Source organism: Mesorhizobium oxytropidicola (assembly GCF_056174625.1).
Map to the genome: position 1 here is coordinate 5,120,810 of NZ_CM149692.1, position 18,975 is coordinate 5,139,784.

The window sequence follows — 18,975 nt, forward strand, 5'->3', positions numbered from 1 at the left end:
GAACCCCAATTTTCGCATGGCGAAGGCTCCGAAAGGAGCCTTCGCTTTTTGGGCCAGCGAAAGCGAAGGGCTGACAGCATGACCAAGCCGATCCTCTACGGCGCGGACTACAGCGTTTATGTGCGCATTGCGCGGATGGCGCTGGAGGAAAAGGGCATCGACTACGAGCTGGTGCCGCTCGACATCTTCGCCGCCGACGGCATCCCGGCCTGGTATCTCGAACATCATCCGTTCGGCCGTATCCCGGCCTTCGAGCATGACGGTTTTCGCCTCTTCGAAACAAACGCGATCGCGCGCTATGTCGACGAGGCCTTCGACGGTCCGGCGCTGCAGCCTGCCGATGCGCGCGGCCGCGCCAGGATGGGCCAGATGACAGGCATGCTCGACGCCTATGGCTACCGCGCCATGGTGTGGGACGTTGCCGTCGAGCGGCTGGAAAAGGCTGAACCGGATGAGGCCCTGATCGCCGGCGGGCTGAGCCAGGCCGAGACGGTGCTGAACGTGCTGACCTCACTGAAGGCAAATGGACCCTGGCTGCTCGGCGATCAGCTGACGTTGGCCGACCTGCACGCTGCGCCGATCCTTGCCTATTTCGTCAAGGTTGCCGAAGGGCAAAAGCTGCTGGCGCGGTTCGCAACTATCCAGGACTGGTATGCGCGCATCGCTGCCCGCCGGAGCTTTGTGCACACCGAAAAAGTCGGCTGAGGCAGTGAGACCTCATTCGGGCAGATAGATTTCCGCCTTCATGAAGGTTTTGGCGCGACCGCTGATCAGCACGCGGTCATCCGCAAGCTCGCACAGCAAATGGCCGCCGCGCTGCGAACACTGGAACGCCGACAGATGGGTGTTGCCGAGTTTTCGGCCCAGTACGGCACCAGCGTCGCATGGATGGAGCCGGTCACTGGATCCTCGGGAATACCCGCTGCCGGGGCGAAGTAGCGCGACACGAAATCATGGCCGCCGCCCCGCGCGGTGACAACGACACCAAGCGGGTCGAAGGCCGCGATCTTGAACAAGTCGGGAACGAAAGATCGCACGGCGGCTTCATCGGCAAGCTCGACGAACAGGTTCTCGAAATTGCGAAAGCACGCGACCGGCCGGGCCGACACACTGTCCTGAAGCGCGCGCGTCAATTCGACATCGAGCGGCTGTGGCGGGAAGCATGGCAGGTCAAGCCGATAGGCACCGTCATGTTGCGAAACCCTGATCTCGCCAACCCGCGTCGCAAAGGCCATGTCGCCCGGCACGTTGTAAGCTTCAGCAAGCACATGCGCCGTGGCGAGCGTCGCGTGGCCGCAGAACTCGGCCTCATGCACCGGCGTGAACCAGCGCAGGTCCCAACCCGTGCCGTTCGGTCGCGCGAAGGCGGTTTCAGCCAAATTGTTCTCGTTGGCAACGGCCTGCATGACCTCTTCCGGAAGCCAGTCCTCCAGAATGAGGACGGCCGCCGGGTTGCCCTGAAAAACCCGGTCGGCAAAAGCATCGGCCTGATACATGGTCAGTGTTGGCACATCCTTCTCCCGATCGGCCGTTGAATATCCAGGCGGCAGGCGCGCATTAGAAACTGATTTCCGGCCGGGTCACCATCAGCCAGAGGATCGCAAGCACCGCGCCAAAGGCCGGAAAACCGCAAGCAAACCAGATGCGAAACAGGCGCTTCTCCTCGGTGGGCAGCGGTGCGTTTTCGAGGACCGCCTGCCGCGCCAGATTGCGGATCCGAATCTGCATCCAGACCACCGGCAGCCAGAACAGACCAGTCACGACATAAAGCAGCAAAGAGAGCACGATCCAGCCTTCGGAGAGCGGCCAGCCCACTGCCTGCGCCAGCAACACGCCCGTGATCGGCTGCACGATGACGGCGGTCGCCGTAAAAATTGTATCGGCGATGACGACTGTGCCGGCGACATGGGCGACGATATCGGCGCGGCCGGTGCGTTGCGCCATCAGCATGAAGAAGGCAATGCCGGCGCCAGTGCCGAACAGAACCGTAGCGCCGATGACATGCGCCCAGCGCAATATGTCGGCCCAGAGGCTCATCGCTCGTCGAGCACCGCGAGCGCCACCAGCACCAGGCAAAGCGCGGGGATCGTCTTGACCAGCGGTCCCAGTGGATCAAGCCATAGACCTGGGACAAGAAGCGTCGCGCCCGCCAGATAGGACAGGGTGATCGCAATCATCGCCAGCAGCGCGCACCGGGCCAGGGATCGGACCACGACAGCCGCGCCGACCAGGATATCCGCCACACCTCCGGCAAGAACCGACAGATGGGCGAAGCTCGCCGACACGCCGTGCGAAACAAGGATGTTCGCCGCCGCCTCTTGTCGGATCAGGCCGATGATACCCGAAACAAGCCAGAACAGGGACAGGCAAGCGAAGATGACAGGTTTCGCCAGCCAGAGGCGGGCAAACCATCGTTCCTGGACATTTGCGGGCATGTCGGCCAGCGTTACCTCCAGCGGCTGAAGCGGACGGTCGGAAACCTGGCCCCAGGCCGCGGTATCGCCTGTCACGCCGCGCGCCACCGCGGCAAGGGCTGCGCTGCGCAACGGGGACCGCCAACCGAGAATGCCAAGCATGTCGGCAACGGCGCCCGCAAGCCGGCCGAGAATGGCCGGCATCGGCACCACTCTCGCCGGCGGCAGACCAAGCCACGCACGCAAGGCCAGCAGGACCTCGGCGAGCGGTCTGGCATTGGCTTCGACGAGATCGACGGCAAGTCTGGGCGGCAGCGATCCGGCGACCGCCCGTGACACCGCCTCAGTAACGTCGGTGACCGAAACGATCTGGATCGGCTGACGCGGCATGACGGCCGGAACAAAACCAGGAAATGCCGCAAGGGCGCGCAGAAGTGCCGTGCCGCCATAGGCGGCGGGCGCGATCACCAGGCCGGGTCGCAGGATGGTCCACTCCAGCGAAGAGCTGGCGACGGCCCTGTCGCCTTGCGCCTTGGTGCTGAAGAAAGGATTTGCCGAAGCGAGATCGGCGCCGATCGCGGATATCTGCGCAAAGCGGTACACACCGGCCCGTTCGCAGGCCGTGACGAGTGCCACCACCGAGCCCCGGTGAACGGCGTCGAGGCGGTCGCGCGGGCCGTCCTGCAGCGCGCCCGCCGCGTTGACCACTGCGTCCATGCCTGCGACCACCGGCAGCCAGTCTTCAGCGGCAAGCAGTTTCGACATGTCCGCCGCGATCCAGCGAACCGACGGCCGGCGCCGCCCGGCATCCCCGACATCGCGACCGAGAGCGGTGACATGATGACCATCGCGAAGCAAACGGCCAATGACGGCGTCCCCGATCAAACCATAGCCGCCGAGGACGAGAATATTCATGTCGTGGCTTTCAGGCCGCTTCGAGTGCCGCCTTCACAGCCGCAATCGCATCGTTGGCCTTCGACGCATCCGGTCCGCCGGCCTGCGCCATATCGGGCCGTCCGCCGCCGCCCTGCCCGCCGAGTGCGGCGGAGGCCACGCGCACCAGATCGACGGCGCTGAAGCGGCTTAGCAGATCGTCGGTAACGGCGACGACGACACTCGCCTTGTTGTCCTCACCGGCGCCGACGAAGACGACGACGCCGGAACCCAGCGAGGTCTTGCCGGCATCGGCCAGCGGCTTCAGATCCTTCGGCGAGACGCCGGAGACCGCCTTGCCGAGGAAGCCGACGCCCGCGACCGTCTCGTTCTCCGAGGGCGCACCTGCCGCGGCACCGCCGCCCAGCGCCAGCTTTTTGCGCGCTTCCGTCAGCTCCTTCTCGAGCTTCTTGCGCTCGTCGAGCAAAGCCTCGACGCGCGCCGGCACGTCGGCGGGCGAGATCTTCAGCACCGCTGCCGCCGCCTTCAGACGCCTGTCCTGCTCGTCGAGATGTTTTCTGGCCGCCTCACCGGTCAGCGCCTCGATGCGGCGCACGCCGGCGGCGACCGCGCTGTCGGAGACGACGCGGACCAGGCCGATGTCGCCGGTCGCCCCAACATGGGTGCCGCCGCAGAGTTCGACGGAATAGGGCCGGTTGGCCTTCGCGCCATGCAGCCCGGTGCCCATCGACACGACGCGCACCTCATCGCCGTATTTCTCGCCGAACAGCGCCATGGCGCCCTCGGCGATGGCGTCGTCGACCGACATCAGGCGCGTGGTCACCGGGCCGTTCTGCACGACGATTTCGTTGGCCATGCGCTCGACCTCTTCGAGCTCCTCGGCCGAGATCGGCTTGTTGTGCGAGATGTCGAAGCGCAGACGCTCGGGCGCGACCAGCGAGCCCTTCTGCGCGACATGGGTGCCCAGCACCTCGCGCAGCGCCTCGTGGATCAGGTGCGTGGCGGAGTGGTTGGCGCGCAGCCTGGTGCGGCGCGCATGGTTGACCTTGAGCTCGACAGCAGCGCCCGTCTTGACGGTGCCGCTTGCCACCTTGCCCAGATGCACGAACAGCCCGTCGGCTTTCTTCTGCGTGTCGGAGACCTCGATCGAAAACCCTTCGCCGGAGATCACACCGGTGTCGCCCATTTGGCCGCCGGACTCGCCATAGAACGGCGTCTGGTTGACGACCACGGCAATGGCGTCGCCCTTGCCGGCGCTGTCGACGGTCTTGCCGTCCTTGACCAGCGCCTGGATGAGGCCTTCCGCAGCTTCAGTCTCGTAACCGAGGAACTCGGTGGCGCCGGTCTTTTCGCGCACGGAGAACCAGACCGTCTCGGTGGCGGCCTCGCCTGACCCCGCCCAGTGCTTGCGCGCCTCGGCCTTCTGCTGCTCCATCGCATTGGTGAAGCCGGCAAGATCGACCGAAATGTTGCGCTGGCGCAGCGCGTCCTGCGTCAGGTCGAGCGGGAAGCCATAGGTGTCGTAGAGCTTGAACGCCGTCTCGCCATCCAGCATGTCGCCGGCGTGCAGCGTTTCGGTCGCCTCGGAGAGCAGACCGAGGCCGCGCACCAGCGTCTTGCGGAAGCGCGTCTCCTCGAGCTTCAGCGTCTCTGTAATCAACTGTTCGCCGCGCAGCAATTCGGGATAGGCCTGGCCCATCTCGCGCACCAGCGCCGGCACCAGCTTCCACATCAGCGGCTCGTTCGCGCCGAGCAGCTGCGCGTGGCGCATGGCGCGGCGCATGATGCGGCGCAGCACATAGCCGCGGCCTTCGCTCGACGGCAGCACGCCGTCGGCGACCAGGAAGCAGGACGAGCGCAAGTGATCGGCAACGACGCGGTAGGACGCCACCGTTTCCGCATCGGGAGCGCGCCCAAGCGCGGAGGACGCCGCATCGATCAAGTGACGGAACAGATCGGTTTCGAAGACGCTTTCCACCCCTTGCAGGATCGAGGCCATGCGCTCTAGGCCCATGCCGGTGTCGATCGAGGGGCGCGGCAGGTCGATGCGCTCCTCCTTCGTCACCTGTTCATACTGCATGAACACCAGGTTCCAGAATTCGAGGAAGCGATCGCCATCCTCCTCGGGGCTGCCGGGAGGACCTCCCCAGATGTGCTCGCCACGGTCGATGAAGATTTCCGAGCACGGTCCGCAAGGGCCGGTGTCGCCCATCGCCCAGAAATTGTCCGAGGTCGGGATGCGAATGATGCGATCGTCCGAGAAACCGGCGATCTTCTTCCAGAAGCCGGCCGCCTCATCGTCGGTGTGATAGACGGTGACCAGCAGCTTGTCCTTCTTCAGACCGAACTCTTTGGTGATCAGGTTCCAGGCAAGCTCGATGGCGCGCTCCTTGAAATAGTCGCCGAAGGAGAAATTGCCGAGCATCTCGAAGAAAGTCAGATGGCGCGCGGTGTAGCCGACATTGTCGAGGTCGTTGTGCTTGCCGCCGGCGCGAACGCTCTTCTGGGCGGTGGTGGCACGCGAATAAGACCGCTTCTCCAGACCGGTGAAGACGTTCTTGAACTGCACCATGCCGGCATTGGTGAACATCAATGTCGGATCGTTGCGCGGCACGAGCGGGCTCGAGGCCACGACCTCGTGGCCCTCCTTGCGGAAATAGTCGAGAAATGTCGACCGGATCTCGTTCACGCCACTCATGACTGCTGCCTTTTCGCGAAAACCGCCGGCGCGGCCGGCGGAAACTGGTCTCTGCTTTGCAGAAATAGATTTGGCCTTTTAGCGGGCACGCCCCAGCCTGTCCAGAAACACGGAATTGGGCCAACCGAGGAGCTGTCAGGCTGGCTTCACGCCGCACAAAAACGAAAACCGCCGGCGCGAAGGCCGGCGGTTTTGAACGCGGTACTACAGTACTCGGTTACTTAAGCATCAGGGCATAGGCCGACTTTATGGCCGAACTCTGACCGTAGCCTACATCGCGCCGGCTTCGTCCTCAAAACCGTCATCGCCGCCTTCAGAGCCACCGTTTTCGAGGAATTTTTCGGCGATCAGCCCAGCATTCTGCCTGAGCGCCAGTTCGATCTCTCGTGCGGTATCGGGATTGTCGCGCAGGAACAGTTTGGCATTTTCGCGACCCTGGCCGAGACGCTGCGAATTGTAGGAGAACCAGGCGCCCGACTTCTCGACCACGCCGGCCTTGACGCCGAGATCGACCAGTTCGCCGGTCTTGGACACGCCCTCGCCATACATGATGTCGAATTCGACCACCTTGAAGGGCGGCGCCAGCTTGTTCTTGACCACCTTGACGCGGGTCTGGTTGCCAACGACCTCGTCGCGATCCTTGACCGAGCCGATGCGGCGGATGTCGAGGCGCACCGACGCATAGAATTTCAGCGCGTTGCCGCCGGTCGTGGTTTTCGGGCGAACCGAACATGACGCCGATCTTCATGCGGATCTGGTTGATGAAGATGACCATGGTGTTGGAGCGCGAGATCGATGCGGTCAGCTTGCGCAGCGCCTGGCTCATCAAACGAGCTTGAAGACCCGGCAGCGAATCGCCCATCTCGCCCTCGATTTCGGCGCGCGGCGTCAGTGCCGCGACCGAATCGACCACCAGCACGTCTATGGCGCCGGAACGCACCAGCGTGTCGCAGATTTCCAGCGCCTGCTCGCCGGTGTCGGGCTGCGAGATCAGCAGGTTTTCAAGGTCGACGCCAAGCTTGCGGGCATAGACCGGATCGAGTGCGTGTTCGGCGTCGACGAAGGCGCAGATGCCGCCCTTCTTCTGGGCTTCGGCCACGGTGTGCAGCGCCAGCGTCGTCTTGCCCGAGCTTTCCGGCCCGTAGATCTCGATGATGCGGCCGCGCGGCAGGCCGCCGACGCCAAGCGCGATGTCGAGGCCAAGCGAGCCGGTCGGCACCGTTTCGATCTCGACGACCTGCTCGTTCGCGCCGAGCCGCATGATCGAGCCCTTGCCGAAAGCCCGCTCGATTTGCGACAGCGCCGCATCCAGAGCCTTTGATTTGTCCACTGCCTTATCCTCTACAAGCCGCAAAGAATTCTGAGCCATGATACATCACCCCTTGGTCGTCAATGAAGGCCGGACAATCCGTAATCCCTGCCATTTTGTACCTTTTTTGTTCTCGTTTGGCAAGAGGGATCAAATATCTGAAAAACAAATGATATCCGGATTTGTTCTTTTTTCGTACCAAGAGATCGAACAGGAACGCATCCCGCATTGGGCCAGGCGGTCCCGCTGTTTCGGTTCGCCGAATCGCTGCCTTGCGTGCGAAAACTCCATCTTGCAGCCTAGCGCTTGCGCGGCAGGAATAACAAAGGGCATATCGCCGGCATGGTGAAATCCGCAAAAATACTGGCCGTGGGCGGCGCCCATATCGACCGGCGTGGCCAGGTGTCCGGCGCTTATGTGCCGGCCGCGTCCAATCCCGGTACGATGCGCGAAGATGTCGGCGGCGGCGTCTTCAACGCGCTGCGCAGCACGGTGCGGCGCGGCGTCTCCGCTTCGCTGCTTTCGATGCGGGGCGGCGATGCCGCGGGCGATACCGTTTCCCGCGCTGTCGCCGAGGCTGGGATCGCCGATCTGTCGGCGGTCTTCCTCGACCGCACGACACCGAGCTACACGGCGTTGATCGATCGCGAGGGCGAATTGATCGTCGGCTTTGCCGACATGGCGCTCTATGACCTGGCATTCCCCAAGCAGATGCGGCGCTCCAAGGTCCGCGAGGCGGTCGCCGCCGCCGATGCCATCCTGTGTGACGCCAATCTGCCGTCTTCGGCACTGGAACGGCTGGTTTCGCTCGCCGCCAGCAAGCCGGTCTATGCCATTGCCATTTCGCCGGCCAAGGTGGTGCGGCTAATACCGGTGTTCGGCGCGCTGGCGCTGGTCTTCATGAACCGGCGCGAGGCCGTCGCGCTGGCCGGCGTCCATGCAGATGCCGCCGAGCGGGATGTCATCGATGGGTTGCGATGCAGCGGCCTCGCCAGCGGCGTCGTCACGGCGGGCAGCGCGCCGGTGCTGGGCTTCGATGAAACAGGCGCCTTTACGATCATGCCACCTGCTCCGAGAAAAATCGCTGACGTCACCGGCGCCGGCGATGCACTGGCGGGCGCGACGATCGCGGCCCTGCTGCGCGGCCTGCCTTTGCGCCAGGCCTTGCGCGAGGGCGTTGCGGCGGCGACGCTGGCCATAGAAAGCGCCGACGCCGTTCCCGATTTCACCGCTGCGGCCTTTGCGGATGCTCTGGCTCTTGTGCCGGAAGCCAGGGAAGTGGCATGAGACCGGCAAATTCATAACGCCGCAGCGAAGGCTACGTGTCCTGATGGATGCGACACACTGCGGATTGGAGATTCGAGATGACCCCTGAGACCGCCCGCCCCTTCATCGACATCCACGCGCCGGTGGCGCAGGCCCTGGCCGCCGGACGGCCGGTGGTGGCGCTGGAAAGCACCATCATCACCCATGGCATGCCCTACCCCGACAATGGCGCCATGGCGGCGAATGTCGAGAAGATCATCAGCGACGGCGGCGCCGTGCCGGCGACGATCGCCGTGGTTGGCGGCCGCATCAAGATCGGCCTTTCCGATGGCGAGCGCGAATCGCTGGCCATGACCGGTGACGCCATGAAGCTGTCGCGCGCCGACCTCGGCTTCGCCGTCGCTCAAGGACGCACCGGCGGCACGACCGTCGCCGCCACGATGATCGCGGCTGAAATGGCCGGGATAAAGGTGTTCGCCACCGGCGGCATTGGCGGCGTGCACAAGGGCGCCGAAAAGAGCTTTGATATTTCCGCCGATCTCGACGAATTGGCGCGTACACCGGTCATCGTCGTCTCGGCCGGCGCCAAGGCCATTCTCGACATCGAAAAAACGCTCGAAGTGCTGGAAACGCGCGGCGTGCCGGTGATTGGACATGGCTGCGAGACCATGCCCGCCTTCTGGTCGCGGCAGTCGCCGTTCCGCGCGCCGCTGACCTTGCACACGCCTGAAGAGATCGCGCATTTCTACCAGACTAGGGCTGCGCTGGGTCTCGGCGGCGGTGTGCTGGTCGCCAATCCAGTGCCGGAAAACCACGAAATCCCGGCTGAAGAGATGGCGGGCTATATCGAAGCAGCGCAAAAAGCGGCCGAGGCGCTCAACGTGACCGGCAAGGCGGTGACGCCGTTCCTGCTGGGAAAAATCCTGGAGTTGACCGGCGGCCGCAGCCTGAAGACCAACATCGCGCTGGTCGAAAACAATGCACGGCTGGCGGCCGAGATCGCCAAGGCGTTGTAGTTACTTCCCAGCCCTTCGCCCCGCCTCATAGGCACGGCGTGCCCAGACCGTCATTTCGTCGGGATCGTCGAACGCGTTGTCGGGAATGCTCCAATACGGCATGGCAACCAGCTTGCCGCGCCGTGTACCGGTATAAGTCCACTGCTTGCAGCCGGCGGCCTCGAAGTCGGGCACGCTTTGCTCGTCGGCCTTCAGCAGCAATTCGCCGCGCAGCACGATGGCGACGATGACGCCGTCGAAATAGATGCCCTTGCCGCCGAATAGTCTGCGGATGCTGATCGGGCCTAACCCTTCGAACAGTTCGGCGATGCGTTCATTGTCCATGCCGCGATCATGTCATCGGCATTTGACATTGTCATCGCGCAGCCGAGATCATGCTGACAGGTTGAGAACATTTCCGTCGGAGTTTTTGTCATGCCGCTTCTGCTCAAGGGGTCCTGCCGCTGCAACGCCGTGCGTTTCGAGGTGGAAAGCCACACGCCCGTGCCGTTTATGCTGTGCTACTGCTCGATCTGCCGCAAGCAACAGGGCGGCGGCGGTTTCGCCATCAATCTCGGCGCCGATTACGAAACGCTGAACATCAGGGGCAAGAGGAGCCTTGGCGTCTATCGCGCCGAGATCGACGATGACGAGCATCCAAACTGCGAGATTTCTACCGGCGAGCGCAATTTCTGCAAGAAATGCGGTTCGGCGCTGTGGCTCTACGATCCGACCTGGCCGGAGCTGGTGCACCCCTTCGCCTCGGCCATCGACAGCGAGCTGCCGAAGCCGCCGGAAAAGGTGCATCTGATGCTGAAATACAAGGCGAGCTGGGTCGAGCCCGATATCAGCAAGGGTGACAAGGCGTTCGATGTCTATCCCGAGGAATCGATCGCGGACTGGCACAAGCGTACGGGCATGTGGGTGAAGTAGCGTTCTTCGCGCCGTTACGGGGGCAGAACGGGTATTTCAGAGGCTGGCGCTGCCCCTCATCCGTCACTTCGGCCGTTCGTCATTCGAAAAGCCAAGCAATTGGCTTTTCGTCCGCTGCGCGGACCATTCCTCACCTCCCCGTGAACGGGGAGAAGGAAGATCAGGCTGAGGCGCGTGCCTCTGCCAGCGCCTTGAGGTCGGCCGGCTTCAGTTCGACCGATTCGCCGCAGCCGCAGGCCGAGCTCTGGTTCGGGTTGTGGAAGGTGAAGCCGGTGCGCAGCGTCGTCTGCTCGAAATCCATCTCGGTGCCGAACAGGAAAAGCGCAGCCTCCGGCGCGACATAGACATGGGCGCCGTCGCGCTCGATGTGGTCGTCCTTGGTGTTGGGCTCGGTCACCAGATCGACCGTGTATTCCATGCCGGCGCAGCCGCCCTTTTTGATGCCGAGACGAATGCCATGCGCGTTGTCGCGGGTGGCAACGATCTCGCGCACCCGGTCGGCGGCCTTTTCGGTCATCGTGATGACGGCAAAGCGTCCCATTCTCTTTCCTTCTCCATTCCATGCAGGTTCAAGGCCTGCCGAATGATTCCTCACCTAAAATGGTGAAGTTTTACCACTGGCGCAAGTGTACCAGGCTCGACCTGCCTAAAGCGTGACGCGCTTTAGGTTTTTGTTTTATGCATGTCGTTGCCCCAAAACCGAGGTCACTTTTGGGCGACATGCATTAGTACCAGCCCACCGCCACCTGCGCCTCTTCCGACATGCGGTCGGGCGACCAGGGCGGATCGAAGGTCATGTTGACCTCGACGCCGGACACGCCTTCGACGGCGCCGACAGCGTTCTCCACCCAGCCAGGCATCTCGCCGGCCACCGGGCAACCCGGGGCGGTCAGAGTCATGTCGATCTTGACCGAGCGGTCGTCCTCGATGTCGATCTTGTAGACGAGGCCGAGCTCGTAGATGTCGGCCGGAATTTCCGGATCGTAGACCGTCTTGAGCGCCGAGACGATGTCGTCGGTCAGCCGCGCCAGTTCGTCGGCGGGAATGGCCGAGGCGGAAACGACGCTATTGACGGCGTTTTCCGGAGTGGTCTCGGCAGCGATGCTCGCGTCATCCATGATCGTCACCCAAAAAGCTCGTCATCCGAAGAATTTGCGCGCTTTTTCAAGCGCCTCGGCCAAAGCGTCGACTTCGGCCCTGGTATTATACATGCCGAACGATGCCCTGCATGTGGAGGTTACGCCAAAGCGTTTCAACAGCGGCTGGGCACAATGGGTGCCGGCGCGGACCGCCACGCCCTGCCTGTCTATCACCATCGACACGTCATGGGCATGAATGCCTTGCAGTTCGAAGGAGATGATTGCACCCTTGCCAGGGGCATCACCAAAGATGCGCAGCGAGTTGATGGCGCGCAGCCGCTCATGCGCGTAGGTCTTGAGGTCTTCCTCATGCGCCGCGATGCGCTCGCGGCCGATCTTTTCCATGTAGTCGAGGGCAGCACCCAGCCCGATCGCCTGGACGATCGGCGGCGTGCCGGCTTCAAAACGATGCGGCGGCTCATTGTAGGTGACGATGTCTTCCGTCACCTCCTCGATCATCTCGCCGCCACCCATGAAGGGGCGCATGCCGGCGAGAATGTCCTTCTTGCCGTAGAGCACGCCGATGCCCGAAGGCCCGTAGACCTTGTGACCGGTGAAGACGAAGAAGTCGCAGTCGAGGTCCTGGACGTCGATGGGCATGTGCACGGCGCTCTGGCTGCCGTCGACCAGCACCGGAATTCCACGCGCATGCGCAATGCGCACGATCTCCTTGATCGGCGTCACCGTGCCCAGCGCATTCGACATCTGCGTGATGGCGACGAGCTTGGTGCGGTCGGTCAGCCGCTTCTCGAATTCCTCGATGTGGAAGACACCGAGGTCGTCGACCGGCACCCAGACCAGCTTGGCGCCCTGCCGCTCGCGGATGAAATGCCAGGGCACGATGTTGGAGTGGTGCTCCATGATCGACAGCACGATCTCGTCGCCCTCGCCGATATTGGGCATGCCATAGCCATAGGCGACCGTGTTGATCGCCGAGGTCGTATTCGAGGTGAAGACGATGTTGTCGGTGCTGGGTGCATTGAGGAAACGGCGCACCGTCTCGCGGGCCTTTTCATAGGCGTCGGTCGCGGCGTTGGACAGGAAATGCAGGCCGCGATGGACGTTGGCGTATTCCTGAGAATAGGCATGCTGAATCGTATCCAGCACCACCTGCGGCTTCTGCGCCGAGGCGCCATTGTCGAGATAGACCAGTGGCTTGCCGTAGACTTCGCGCGACAGGATCGGGAAGTCGCGGCGGATCGCCTCGACGTCGTAGAAATCTCCGATCTTGCCTGGAGCGTTCATCATTTCACCCGTGCGTCACAAACCAGTCGTCAAGTCTCGCTTCCAGCGCCTCGACAATCGTCTCGTCGTCCAGTTCCTCGATCACCTCGGCGACGAAGGCTTTGACCAGCAATCCCCGCGCGGTCTTCTCGTCGACACCGCGCGCCATCAGGTAGAACAGATGGTCGTGGTCGATCTCGGTGACCGTCGCGCCGTGGCCGCAGACGACGTCGTCGGCGAAGATTTCGAGTTCCGGCTTGGTCGAGAACTCGCCATCGTCCGACAAAAGCAGGGTGTTGCACGCCATCTTGGCGTTGGTCTTCTGCGCATATTGGTGGACGTTGATGCGGCCCTGGAAGACGCCGCGCGCCTTGCCCGTCACCACATTGCGGACGACCTCGGTGGACGTCGTGTGCGGCACGGCGTGGTCGAGCACCATCGTCACGTCGGAGTGGGTATCGCCAGCCAGAAGGTTGATGCCGCGCAGCTTGAAGTCGGCGCCTTCGCCCGTCGTCCTGACCATGATCTCCTGGCGCACAAGCTTGCCGCCGGCGTTCATGACGAACAGCGTCAGTTTCGCATTCTTGCCGATATGGGCCTTGAACTGCGCCAGATGCGTCGCCGTCTCCGACTGCTCCTGGACGATCAGCCACGTCACCTCGGCACCCTCGCCGAGCACGAGCTGGCTGACGGAACTGACCAGAGCGGCGCCGTCACCCGCCTGACGCTCGACGATCACGGCCTTGGCGCCGGCGCCAACGCGAACCGGCAAGCGCACATGGGTCTGGCCGCCGGCCTGCACATTCTGCAGTTCGATCGGCTTTTCCAGTTCGACGCCGTCGGCGATATCGACAAAGTAGCCATCGGCAACGAAAGCCGTGTTCAGCGCACCGATCGCATCGTCGCTGCCATAGGGATCGAGGCCCGGCGCAATGCTGCCGTCGGTCAGCTTTTCCGACAGGCGCTGGACGGTGACGCCTTCGACGGCCGGCGTCTTCGCGTCGGACTTGCCGTTCAGGACCGCCAACACCGCGGAACCTTCGACGATCGGTGCAACGGCTTTTGCCGCCGCAGCCGGGTCGAAGTCCGGCACGGCATTTAACAGCCGGCGCAAGTCTGTGTAGTGCCAGGATTCAATGCGTCGCGTCGGCAGGCCGTGCTTGATCGCTTCGATCGCGTCGTCGCGCTTCAGCATCACCGCGCCGTCGCCCGGCAGCAGCGACAGCCGGTCGCCGAACGCGTCGATCAACGCCGTTTCGGCCGGTGTCCGCTGCGGTTGTGTGTGCATATTCATCAGTTTGACCTTGCCTTCTGGCATCTCACGCGGCTTCGCCGATCACGCCGGCATAGCCATTGGCTTCGAGGTCGAGCGCCAGCGACTTGTCGCCGGACTTGATGACCTGGCCCTTGTAGAGCACGTGCACGCTGTCGGGTACGATGTGTTCGAGCAGCCGCTGGTAATGGGTGATGACCAGGAAAGCCCGGTCCGGCGCGCGCAGCGCGTTGACGCCGTCCGAAACGATCTTCAGCGCATCGATGTCGAGGCCGGAATCGGTCTCGTCGAGCACGCAGAGCTTCGGCTCCAGGAGCTTCATCTGCAAAATCTCGGCGCGCTTCTTCTCGCCGCCGGAGAAGCCGACATTGAGCGGCCGCTTCAGCATCGCCATGTCCATGCTGAGCGAGGCTGCGGCTTCCTTCACCCGCTTGAGGAATTCCGGGATCTTCAGCGGCTCCTCGCCGCGCGCCTTGCGCTGCTCGTTCATCGCCACTTTCAGGAATTCCATGGTCGCCACGCCCGGTATCTCCATCGGGTACTGGAAGGCGAGGAAGATGCCTGATGTGGCGCGCTCGGCCGGATCCATTTCGAGGATCGACTGGCCGTTGTAGAGGATGTCGCCTTCGGTGACCTCATAGTCCTCGCGGCCGGCCAGGATATAGGACAGCGTCGATTTGCCCGACCCATTCGGGCCCATGATCGCGGCGACCTCGCCGGCTTTGACCGTCAGGTTCAGGCCGCGGATGATTTCGGTGCCGTCATCGACGATGCGGGCATGGAGGTTTCTGATTTCAAGCATTTCCATTCGTCCTATCAGTAGCCGTCTGCCTGGCTAAACTCGATTCAACAACTGCTTCAAGGTTTCCAAAAGCCCCTGCCAAAAGCCATCCGGCGAGTAGGCCGCGGCAAGCAGCGCTATTCCTGTCGCGCACAGCCAGAATGCGAGGCCCAGGCCCGCTTCCCAGTTATCCACTCGATCCCGCAGATAGACATGTTTTTCTGCGGGTTCGCCTTTGCGCGCCTTTGTCACCCCACGCTTCCCTCGAGGCTGATGCCAATCAGCTTCTGCGCTTCGACGGCAAACTCCATCGGCAGTTGCTGGATGACGTCCTTGACGAAGCCATTGACGATCAGCGCGATCGCTTCCTCTTCGGGAATGCCGCGCTGCATGACATAAAACTTCTGGTCCTCGGAAATCTTCGACGTCGTCGCCTCGTGCTCGAACTGCGCCGTCGAGTTCTTGGCTTCCATGTATGGCACGGTGTGCGCGCCGCACTGGTCGCCAATCAGCAGGGAATCGCAGTTGGTGAAGTTGCGGGCATTGGTCGCCTTGCGGTGCGCCGAGACCTGGCCGCGATAAGTGTTTTGCGAGAAGCCGGCGGCGATGCCCTTGGAGATAATGCGGCTCGACGTGTTCTTGCCGAGATGGATCATCTTGGTGCCGCTATCGACCTGCTGATAGCCGTTCGACACGGCGATCGAATAAGAATTCGCCCGAGGAATCGTCGCCGCGCAGGATGCAGCTCGGATACTTCCAAGTGATCGCAGAACCGGTCTCGACCTGCGTCCACGAGATCTTCGAGCGGTCGCCACGGCAGTCGCCGCGCTTGGTGACGAAATTGTAGATGCCGCCCTTGCCCTCGGCGTCGCCGGGATACCAGTTCTGCACCGTCGAATATTTGATCTCGGCATCGTCGAGCGCCACCAGTTCGACCACCGCGGCATGAAGCTGGTTCTCGTCGCGCTGCGGCGCGGTGCAGCCCTCGAGATAGGAGACGTAAGCCCCCTCCTCGGCGATGATCAGCGTGCGCTCGAACTGGCCGGTGTTCTTCTCGTTCATGCGGAAATAGGTCGACAGCTCCATCGGGCAGCGAACACCCTTGGGCACGAACACGAAGGAGCCGTCGGTGAAGACAGCCGAATTCAGCGTGGCGTAGAAATTGTCCGATGTCGGCACGACCGAGCCGAGATATTTTTGCACCAGTTCCGGATGCTCGCGGATGGCTTCCGAGATCGAGCAGAAGATGACGCCGGCCTGCGCCAGCTCCTTCTTGAAAGTGGTGACGACGGAGACGGAATCGAACACCGCGTCGACGGCGACGCGGCCGGACTTGTAGACGTTGTCGCTGGGCTCCTCGAGATCGGAGGCATCGGTCTTCTGCACGCCCGCGAGGATCTCCTGCTCCCGCAGCGGAATGCCAAGCTTCTCGTAGACCTTCAAGAGTTCGGGATCGACATCGCTGAGCGAGGACGGGCCAGGCGTGCTCTTGGGAGCCGCGTAGTAATAAATGTCCTGGAAATCGATCTTGGGATAGTGGACGCGCGCCCAGGTCGGCTCTTCCAGCGTCAGCCAGCGCCGATAGGCTTCCAGGCGCCATTCCAGCATCCAGGACGGTTCGTCCTTCTTGGCCGAAATGAAACGGATGATGTCTTCGCTCAGGCCCTTGGGGGCCTTGTCGACTGCGATTTCCGTCTGGAATCCGTATTTGTATTGGTCGACGTCGATCTTTCGGACCCGATCGATCGTGTCCTGCACAGCAGGCATATGCGTTCTCCATCCACGCCGGGGTCAAGGCCCGACAGTTTTCAAACTATGGCACCGCCGAAATGAACGCCGAAGAAGCGCTCGCGGCAGCGTAAGTTCCATATAGTGCGCTTCGACCGGAAATTCACCCGGCCAACATGAAACGCACGGCTCTACCAGGCCGAAAGGCCCAAAATCGTCCAACCGCTACGCGGCCTTTTCCTTATCCGCCCGACGGGCTGCGATTCCCGCCAGCGCGGTGCGGAACAGTTCTATGTCCTCGGCGCCCGTCGCCGGACCGATCGACACACGCAAGGCGCCGAGACTGTCGCCGTAGCCCATGGCTCTCAGCACGTGGCTCGGTCCGACCTTGCCAGACGAACAGGCAGAGCCAGCCGACAGCGCGACACCGGCAAGATCAAAGGCGATCTGTGTGGTTTCGGCCTTGACGCCCGCAATAGCGAAGAATGTCGTGTTGGCAAGCCTTGGCGCGCCGGTTCCAAAGATTTCCGCGTCCAGCACCAGCATTTTCACGATGGCCTCGATCGCGTCACGGCGCTCGCGCACCGCATCGATCGCCGGCAGTGCGGCCAGCGCTTCGCGTGCGGCAGCACCAAAGCCTGATATGGCGGCGAGGTTTTCGGTGCCACCGCGATGGCCCTTTTCCTGGCCGCCGCCATTGATCAGAGGCTTCGGCATCATCAGATCGGCACCGGCGACGATGGCGCCGACGCCCTTGGGACCGCCAATCTTGTGCGAAGACAGAATCAGATAATCGGCATAGCCCGCTGACATGTCGATGGAAATTCGGCCCGCGGCCTGAACCGCGTCGACGACAAAAATGCCGCCCGCTGCCTTGACGATCCCGGCGATCCGATCGATCGGCTGGATGACACCGGTCTCGTTGTTGGCGGCATGGATCGCCACCAGCGGCAGGCCATCGGCCTTGTCATGACCGGCAAGCGCCGCGGCCAAAGCGTCAAGGTCGGCGACGCCGTTGGCGTCGACGCCGATGCGCGTCACCCGCGCGGCCGGGAAGCGTCCGCCATTCAACAGGCAGGGATGATCGGCCTCGGAGACGTAGAGCCGGCTCATGCGCACGCTGCCGCGCCCCATCAGCCAGTCGGGTGAAAGCAGCGTCGAGGCGGCTTCGGTCGCACCGGAGGTGAACACGACATGTTCGGGCCTGGCATTCACCAGTGCCGCAACCTCGCGCCTTGCCGTCTCGACCAGGCGCCGCGCGGCGCGGCCTTCGGCATGAACCGATGACGGGTTGGCCGCCACGTCAAGCGCCGCGACCATAGCCTCGCGCGCCGCTGGCAGCAGCGGCGCACTGGCATTATAGTCGAGATAGGCGCGTTTTGCGGCCATTTTCGTCCAGTTGATCCCGTCAGAAGCCATTCGGTTGTCGTATGGCGTTATTTCCTTGAAATTCCAAGGCGAGCCGTCCTATTTACGCGGCTTGCGGCGCGGGTGGCCGGGCTCGACGTCAGGCCACTCAGTTTTGAACAGTTCTAAACTAGCTTCTAAGAAGACGCTCGCCCTGCGTCAAGGCCAGAGGAAGACACGTTCCGGGCGCCGCGCATTCGTATACCAAGTGGAGTATTTCATGCCTGAGGTCATTTTCACCGGTCCGGCCGGTCGCCTGGAGGGACGCTACCAGCCCTCCAAGGAAAAGAGCGCGCCAATTGCCATCGTCTTGCATCCGCATCCGCAGTTTGGCGGCACGATGAACAACAAGATCGTCTACGACCTCTTCTATATGTTCCAGAAGCGCGATTTCACCACGCTGCGCTTCAATTTCCGCGGCATCGGCCGCAGCCAGGGCGAGTTCGACCACGGTACCGGCGAATTGTCGGACGCGGCGGCAGCGCTTGACTGGGTCCAGTCATTGCATCCGGATTCCAAGAGCTGCTGGGTCGCCGGCTATTCCTTCGGCTCGTGGATCGGCATGCAGCTCCTGATGCGTCGGCCCGAAATCGAAGGCTTCATCTCGATCGCGCCGCAGCCCAACACCTATGACTTCTCGTTCCTGGCGCCGTGCCCGTCATCGGGTCTGATCATCCATGGCGATGCCGACAAGGTGGCGCCGCCGAAGGATGTGCAGGGCCTGGTCGACAAGCTGCATACGCAGAAGGGCATCACCATCACGCAGAAGACCTTGCCCGGCGCCAACCACTTTTTCGCCAACGACGCCGATCTTCTGATCGAGGAATGCGCGGACTATCTCGATCGCCGGCTGGCGGGCGAATTGTCCGATCCGCGGCCGAAGCGGCTGAGATAGACAGGGAAAGGCGCCAGCG

Annotated in this window: 17 protein-coding genes and 2 pseudogenes; 5 read left to right on the forward strand and 14 right to left on the reverse strand. The window is 62.9% G+C overall.

All coding sequences use genetic code 11. The annotated features are described in order from the left end of the window. Positions 1-78 precede the first annotated feature (78 nt). The gene (locus AC0V8S_RS25735; protein WP_475434219.1) at positions 79-705 is read left to right on the forward strand and encodes a glutathione S-transferase family protein; all 627 of its coding nucleotides are present in this window, start codon (positions 79-81) and stop codon (positions 703-705) included. 65 nt (positions 706-770) lie between these two features. Here the strand turns inward: AC0V8S_RS25735 and AC0V8S_RS25740 are convergent, their stop codons facing one another. The 5 genes and pseudogenes from AC0V8S_RS25740 to recA all read right to left on the reverse strand — a co-directional run bounded on the left by AC0V8S_RS25740 (position 771) and on the right by recA (position 7,375). After that, entirely contained in the window at positions 771-1,511 is a 741-nt protein-coding gene (locus tag AC0V8S_RS25740) for a PhzF family phenazine biosynthesis protein (protein ID WP_475434221.1), read from the reverse strand. A 46-nt stretch (positions 1,512-1,557) separates the two neighbouring features. After that, the gene (locus tag AC0V8S_RS25745) at positions 1,558-2,037 is read right to left on the reverse strand and encodes a DUF2269 family protein (protein ID WP_475434222.1); all 480 of its coding nucleotides are present in this window, start codon (positions 2,035-2,037) and stop codon (positions 1,558-1,560) included. Next, entirely contained in the window at positions 2,034-3,329 is a 1,296-nt protein-coding gene (locus AC0V8S_RS25750) for an SDR family oxidoreductase (RefSeq protein ID WP_475434223.1), read from the reverse strand. Before AC0V8S_RS25750 ends, AC0V8S_RS25745 begins: the two co-directional genes overlap by 4 nt. A 10-nt stretch (positions 3,330-3,339) precedes the next feature. Next, entirely contained in the window at positions 3,340-6,006 is a 2,667-nt protein-coding gene (gene alaS, locus AC0V8S_RS25755; RefSeq protein ID WP_475434225.1) for an alanine--tRNA ligase, read from the reverse strand. Between the two features lie 270 nt (positions 6,007-6,276). Beyond that, positions 6,277-7,375, reverse strand: a pseudogene (recA, locus tag AC0V8S_RS25760) (recombinase RecA). Positions 7,376-7,657: 282 nt separating this feature from the next. Between recA and AC0V8S_RS25765 the strand changes: the two are divergent. Further along, positions 7,658-8,602 (forward strand): carbohydrate kinase family protein, encoded by a 945-nt coding sequence (locus tag AC0V8S_RS25765; protein WP_183458597.1) that lies wholly within the window; start codon positions 7,658-7,660, stop codon positions 8,600-8,602. A 77-nt stretch (positions 8,603-8,679) separates the two neighbouring features. After that, positions 8,680-9,597, forward strand: coding sequence for a pseudouridine-5'-phosphate glycosidase (locus tag AC0V8S_RS25770; protein ID WP_475434227.1), 918 nt, complete (start codon positions 8,680-8,682; stop codon positions 9,595-9,597). Here AC0V8S_RS25770 and AC0V8S_RS25775 read toward each other — a convergent pair whose 3' ends face one another. After that, positions 9,598-9,921, reverse strand: coding sequence for a TfoX/Sxy family protein (locus AC0V8S_RS25775; RefSeq protein WP_183458595.1), 324 nt, complete (start codon positions 9,919-9,921; stop codon positions 9,598-9,600). A 90-nt stretch (positions 9,922-10,011) separates the two neighbouring features. Between AC0V8S_RS25775 and AC0V8S_RS25780 the strand changes: the two genes are divergently transcribed. Continuing rightward, on the forward strand, positions 10,012-10,509 hold the full coding sequence (locus AC0V8S_RS25780) for a GFA family protein (RefSeq protein ID WP_183458593.1): 498 nt from the start codon (positions 10,012-10,014) through the stop codon (positions 10,507-10,509). A 160-nt stretch (positions 10,510-10,669) separates the two neighbouring features. Here the strand turns inward: AC0V8S_RS25780 and sufA are convergent, their stop codons facing one another. The 8 genes and pseudogenes from sufA to AC0V8S_RS25820 all read right to left on the reverse strand — a co-directional run bounded on the left by sufA (position 10,670) and on the right by AC0V8S_RS25820 (position 18,043). Beyond that, entirely contained in the window at positions 10,670-11,050 is a 381-nt protein-coding gene (gene sufA, locus AC0V8S_RS25785) for a Fe-S cluster assembly scaffold SufA (protein WP_013532156.1), read from the reverse strand. 184 nt (positions 11,051-11,234) lie between these two features. After that, a complete protein-coding gene (locus AC0V8S_RS25790) occupies positions 11,235-11,627 on the reverse strand; it encodes an SUF system Fe-S cluster assembly protein (RefSeq protein WP_183458591.1) in 393 nt (130 codons plus the stop codon). Between the two features lie 21 nt (positions 11,628-11,648). After that, on the reverse strand, positions 11,649-12,893 hold the full coding sequence (locus AC0V8S_RS25795; RefSeq protein ID WP_183458589.1) for a cysteine desulfurase: 1,245 nt from the start codon (positions 12,891-12,893) through the stop codon (positions 11,649-11,651). Between the two features lie 4 nt (positions 12,894-12,897). Next, positions 12,898-14,166: a Fe-S cluster assembly protein SufD gene (gene sufD / locus AC0V8S_RS25800; RefSeq protein WP_183458587.1), complete on the reverse strand. Its 1,269-nt coding sequence runs from the start codon at positions 14,164-14,166 to the stop codon at positions 12,898-12,900. A gap of 25 nt (positions 14,167-14,191) precedes the next feature. Next, entirely contained in the window at positions 14,192-14,947 is a 756-nt protein-coding gene (gene sufC, locus AC0V8S_RS25805; RefSeq protein ID WP_056562278.1) for a Fe-S cluster assembly ATPase SufC, read from the reverse strand. Positions 14,948-14,980: 33 nt separating this feature from the next. Next, a complete protein-coding gene (locus AC0V8S_RS25810) occupies positions 14,981-15,178 on the reverse strand; it encodes a hypothetical protein (protein ID WP_183458585.1) in 198 nt (65 codons plus the stop codon). Continuing rightward, positions 15,175-16,693, reverse strand: a pseudogene (gene sufB, locus AC0V8S_RS25815) (Fe-S cluster assembly protein SufB). The gene AC0V8S_RS25810 and the pseudogene sufB overlap by 4 nt, the downstream one beginning before the upstream one ends. Before the next feature lie 186 nt (positions 16,694-16,879). Beyond that, positions 16,880-18,043: a cysteine desulfurase family protein gene (locus tag AC0V8S_RS25820; protein ID WP_475438698.1), complete on the reverse strand. Its 1,164-nt coding sequence runs from the start codon at positions 18,041-18,043 to the stop codon at positions 16,880-16,882. Between the two features lie 238 nt (positions 18,044-18,281). Between AC0V8S_RS25820 and AC0V8S_RS25825 the strand changes: the two genes are divergently transcribed. Then, positions 18,282-18,956 carry an alpha/beta hydrolase gene (locus AC0V8S_RS25825; RefSeq protein ID WP_027042409.1) on the forward strand — a complete coding sequence of 225 codons (675 nt, stop codon included), beginning with the start codon at positions 18,282-18,284 and terminating at the stop codon, positions 18,954-18,956. Positions 18,957-18,975 lie beyond the last annotated feature (19 nt).

What these genes read in the sequence shown, in the direction of transcription:
- AC0V8S_RS25735 (WP_475434219.1), top strand. Translation starts at nt 79, where the DNA reads ATGACCAAGCCGATCCTCTACGGCGCGGACTACAGCGTTTATGTGCGC.
- AC0V8S_RS25745 (WP_475434222.1), bottom strand. Translation starts at nt 2,037, where the DNA reads ATGAGCCTCTGGGCCGACATATTGCGCTGGGCGCATGTCATCGGCGCT.
- AC0V8S_RS25750 (WP_475434223.1), bottom strand. Translation starts at nt 3,329, where the DNA reads ATGAATATTCTCGTCCTCGGCGGCTATGGTTTGATCGGGGACGCCGTC.
- alaS (WP_475434225.1), bottom strand. Translation starts at nt 6,006, where the DNA reads ATGAGTGGCGTGAACGAGATCCGGTCGACATTTCTCGACTATTTCCGC.
- AC0V8S_RS25765 (WP_183458597.1), top strand. Translation starts at nt 7,658, where the DNA reads ATGGTGAAATCCGCAAAAATACTGGCCGTGGGCGGCGCCCATATCGAC.
- AC0V8S_RS25770 (WP_475434227.1), top strand. Translation starts at nt 8,680, where the DNA reads ATGACCCCTGAGACCGCCCGCCCCTTCATCGACATCCACGCGCCGGTG.
- AC0V8S_RS25775 (WP_183458595.1), bottom strand. Translation starts at nt 9,921, where the DNA reads ATGGACAATGAACGCATCGCCGAACTGTTCGAAGGGTTAGGCCCGATC.
- AC0V8S_RS25780 (WP_183458593.1), top strand. Translation starts at nt 10,012, where the DNA reads ATGCCGCTTCTGCTCAAGGGGTCCTGCCGCTGCAACGCCGTGCGTTTC.
- sufA (WP_013532156.1), bottom strand. Translation starts at nt 11,050, where the DNA reads ATGGGACGCTTTGCCGTCATCACGATGACCGAAAAGGCCGCCGACCGG.
- AC0V8S_RS25790 (WP_183458591.1), bottom strand. Translation starts at nt 11,627, where the DNA reads ATGGATGACGCGAGCATCGCTGCCGAGACCACTCCGGAAAACGCCGTC.
- AC0V8S_RS25795 (WP_183458589.1), bottom strand. Translation starts at nt 12,893, where the DNA reads ATGAACGCTCCAGGCAAGATCGGAGATTTCTACGACGTCGAGGCGATC.
- sufD (WP_183458587.1), bottom strand. Translation starts at nt 14,166, where the DNA reads ATGAATATGCACACACAACCGCAGCGGACACCGGCCGAAACGGCGTTG.
- sufC (WP_056562278.1), bottom strand. Translation starts at nt 14,947, where the DNA reads ATGCTTGAAATCAGAAACCTCCATGCCCGCATCGTCGATGACGGCACC.
- AC0V8S_RS25820 (WP_475438698.1), bottom strand. Translation starts at nt 18,043, where the DNA reads ATGGCCGCAAAACGCGCCTATCTCGACTATAATGCCAGTGCGCCGCTG.
- AC0V8S_RS25825 (WP_027042409.1), top strand. Translation starts at nt 18,282, where the DNA reads ATGCCTGAGGTCATTTTCACCGGTCCGGCCGGTCGCCTGGAGGGACGC.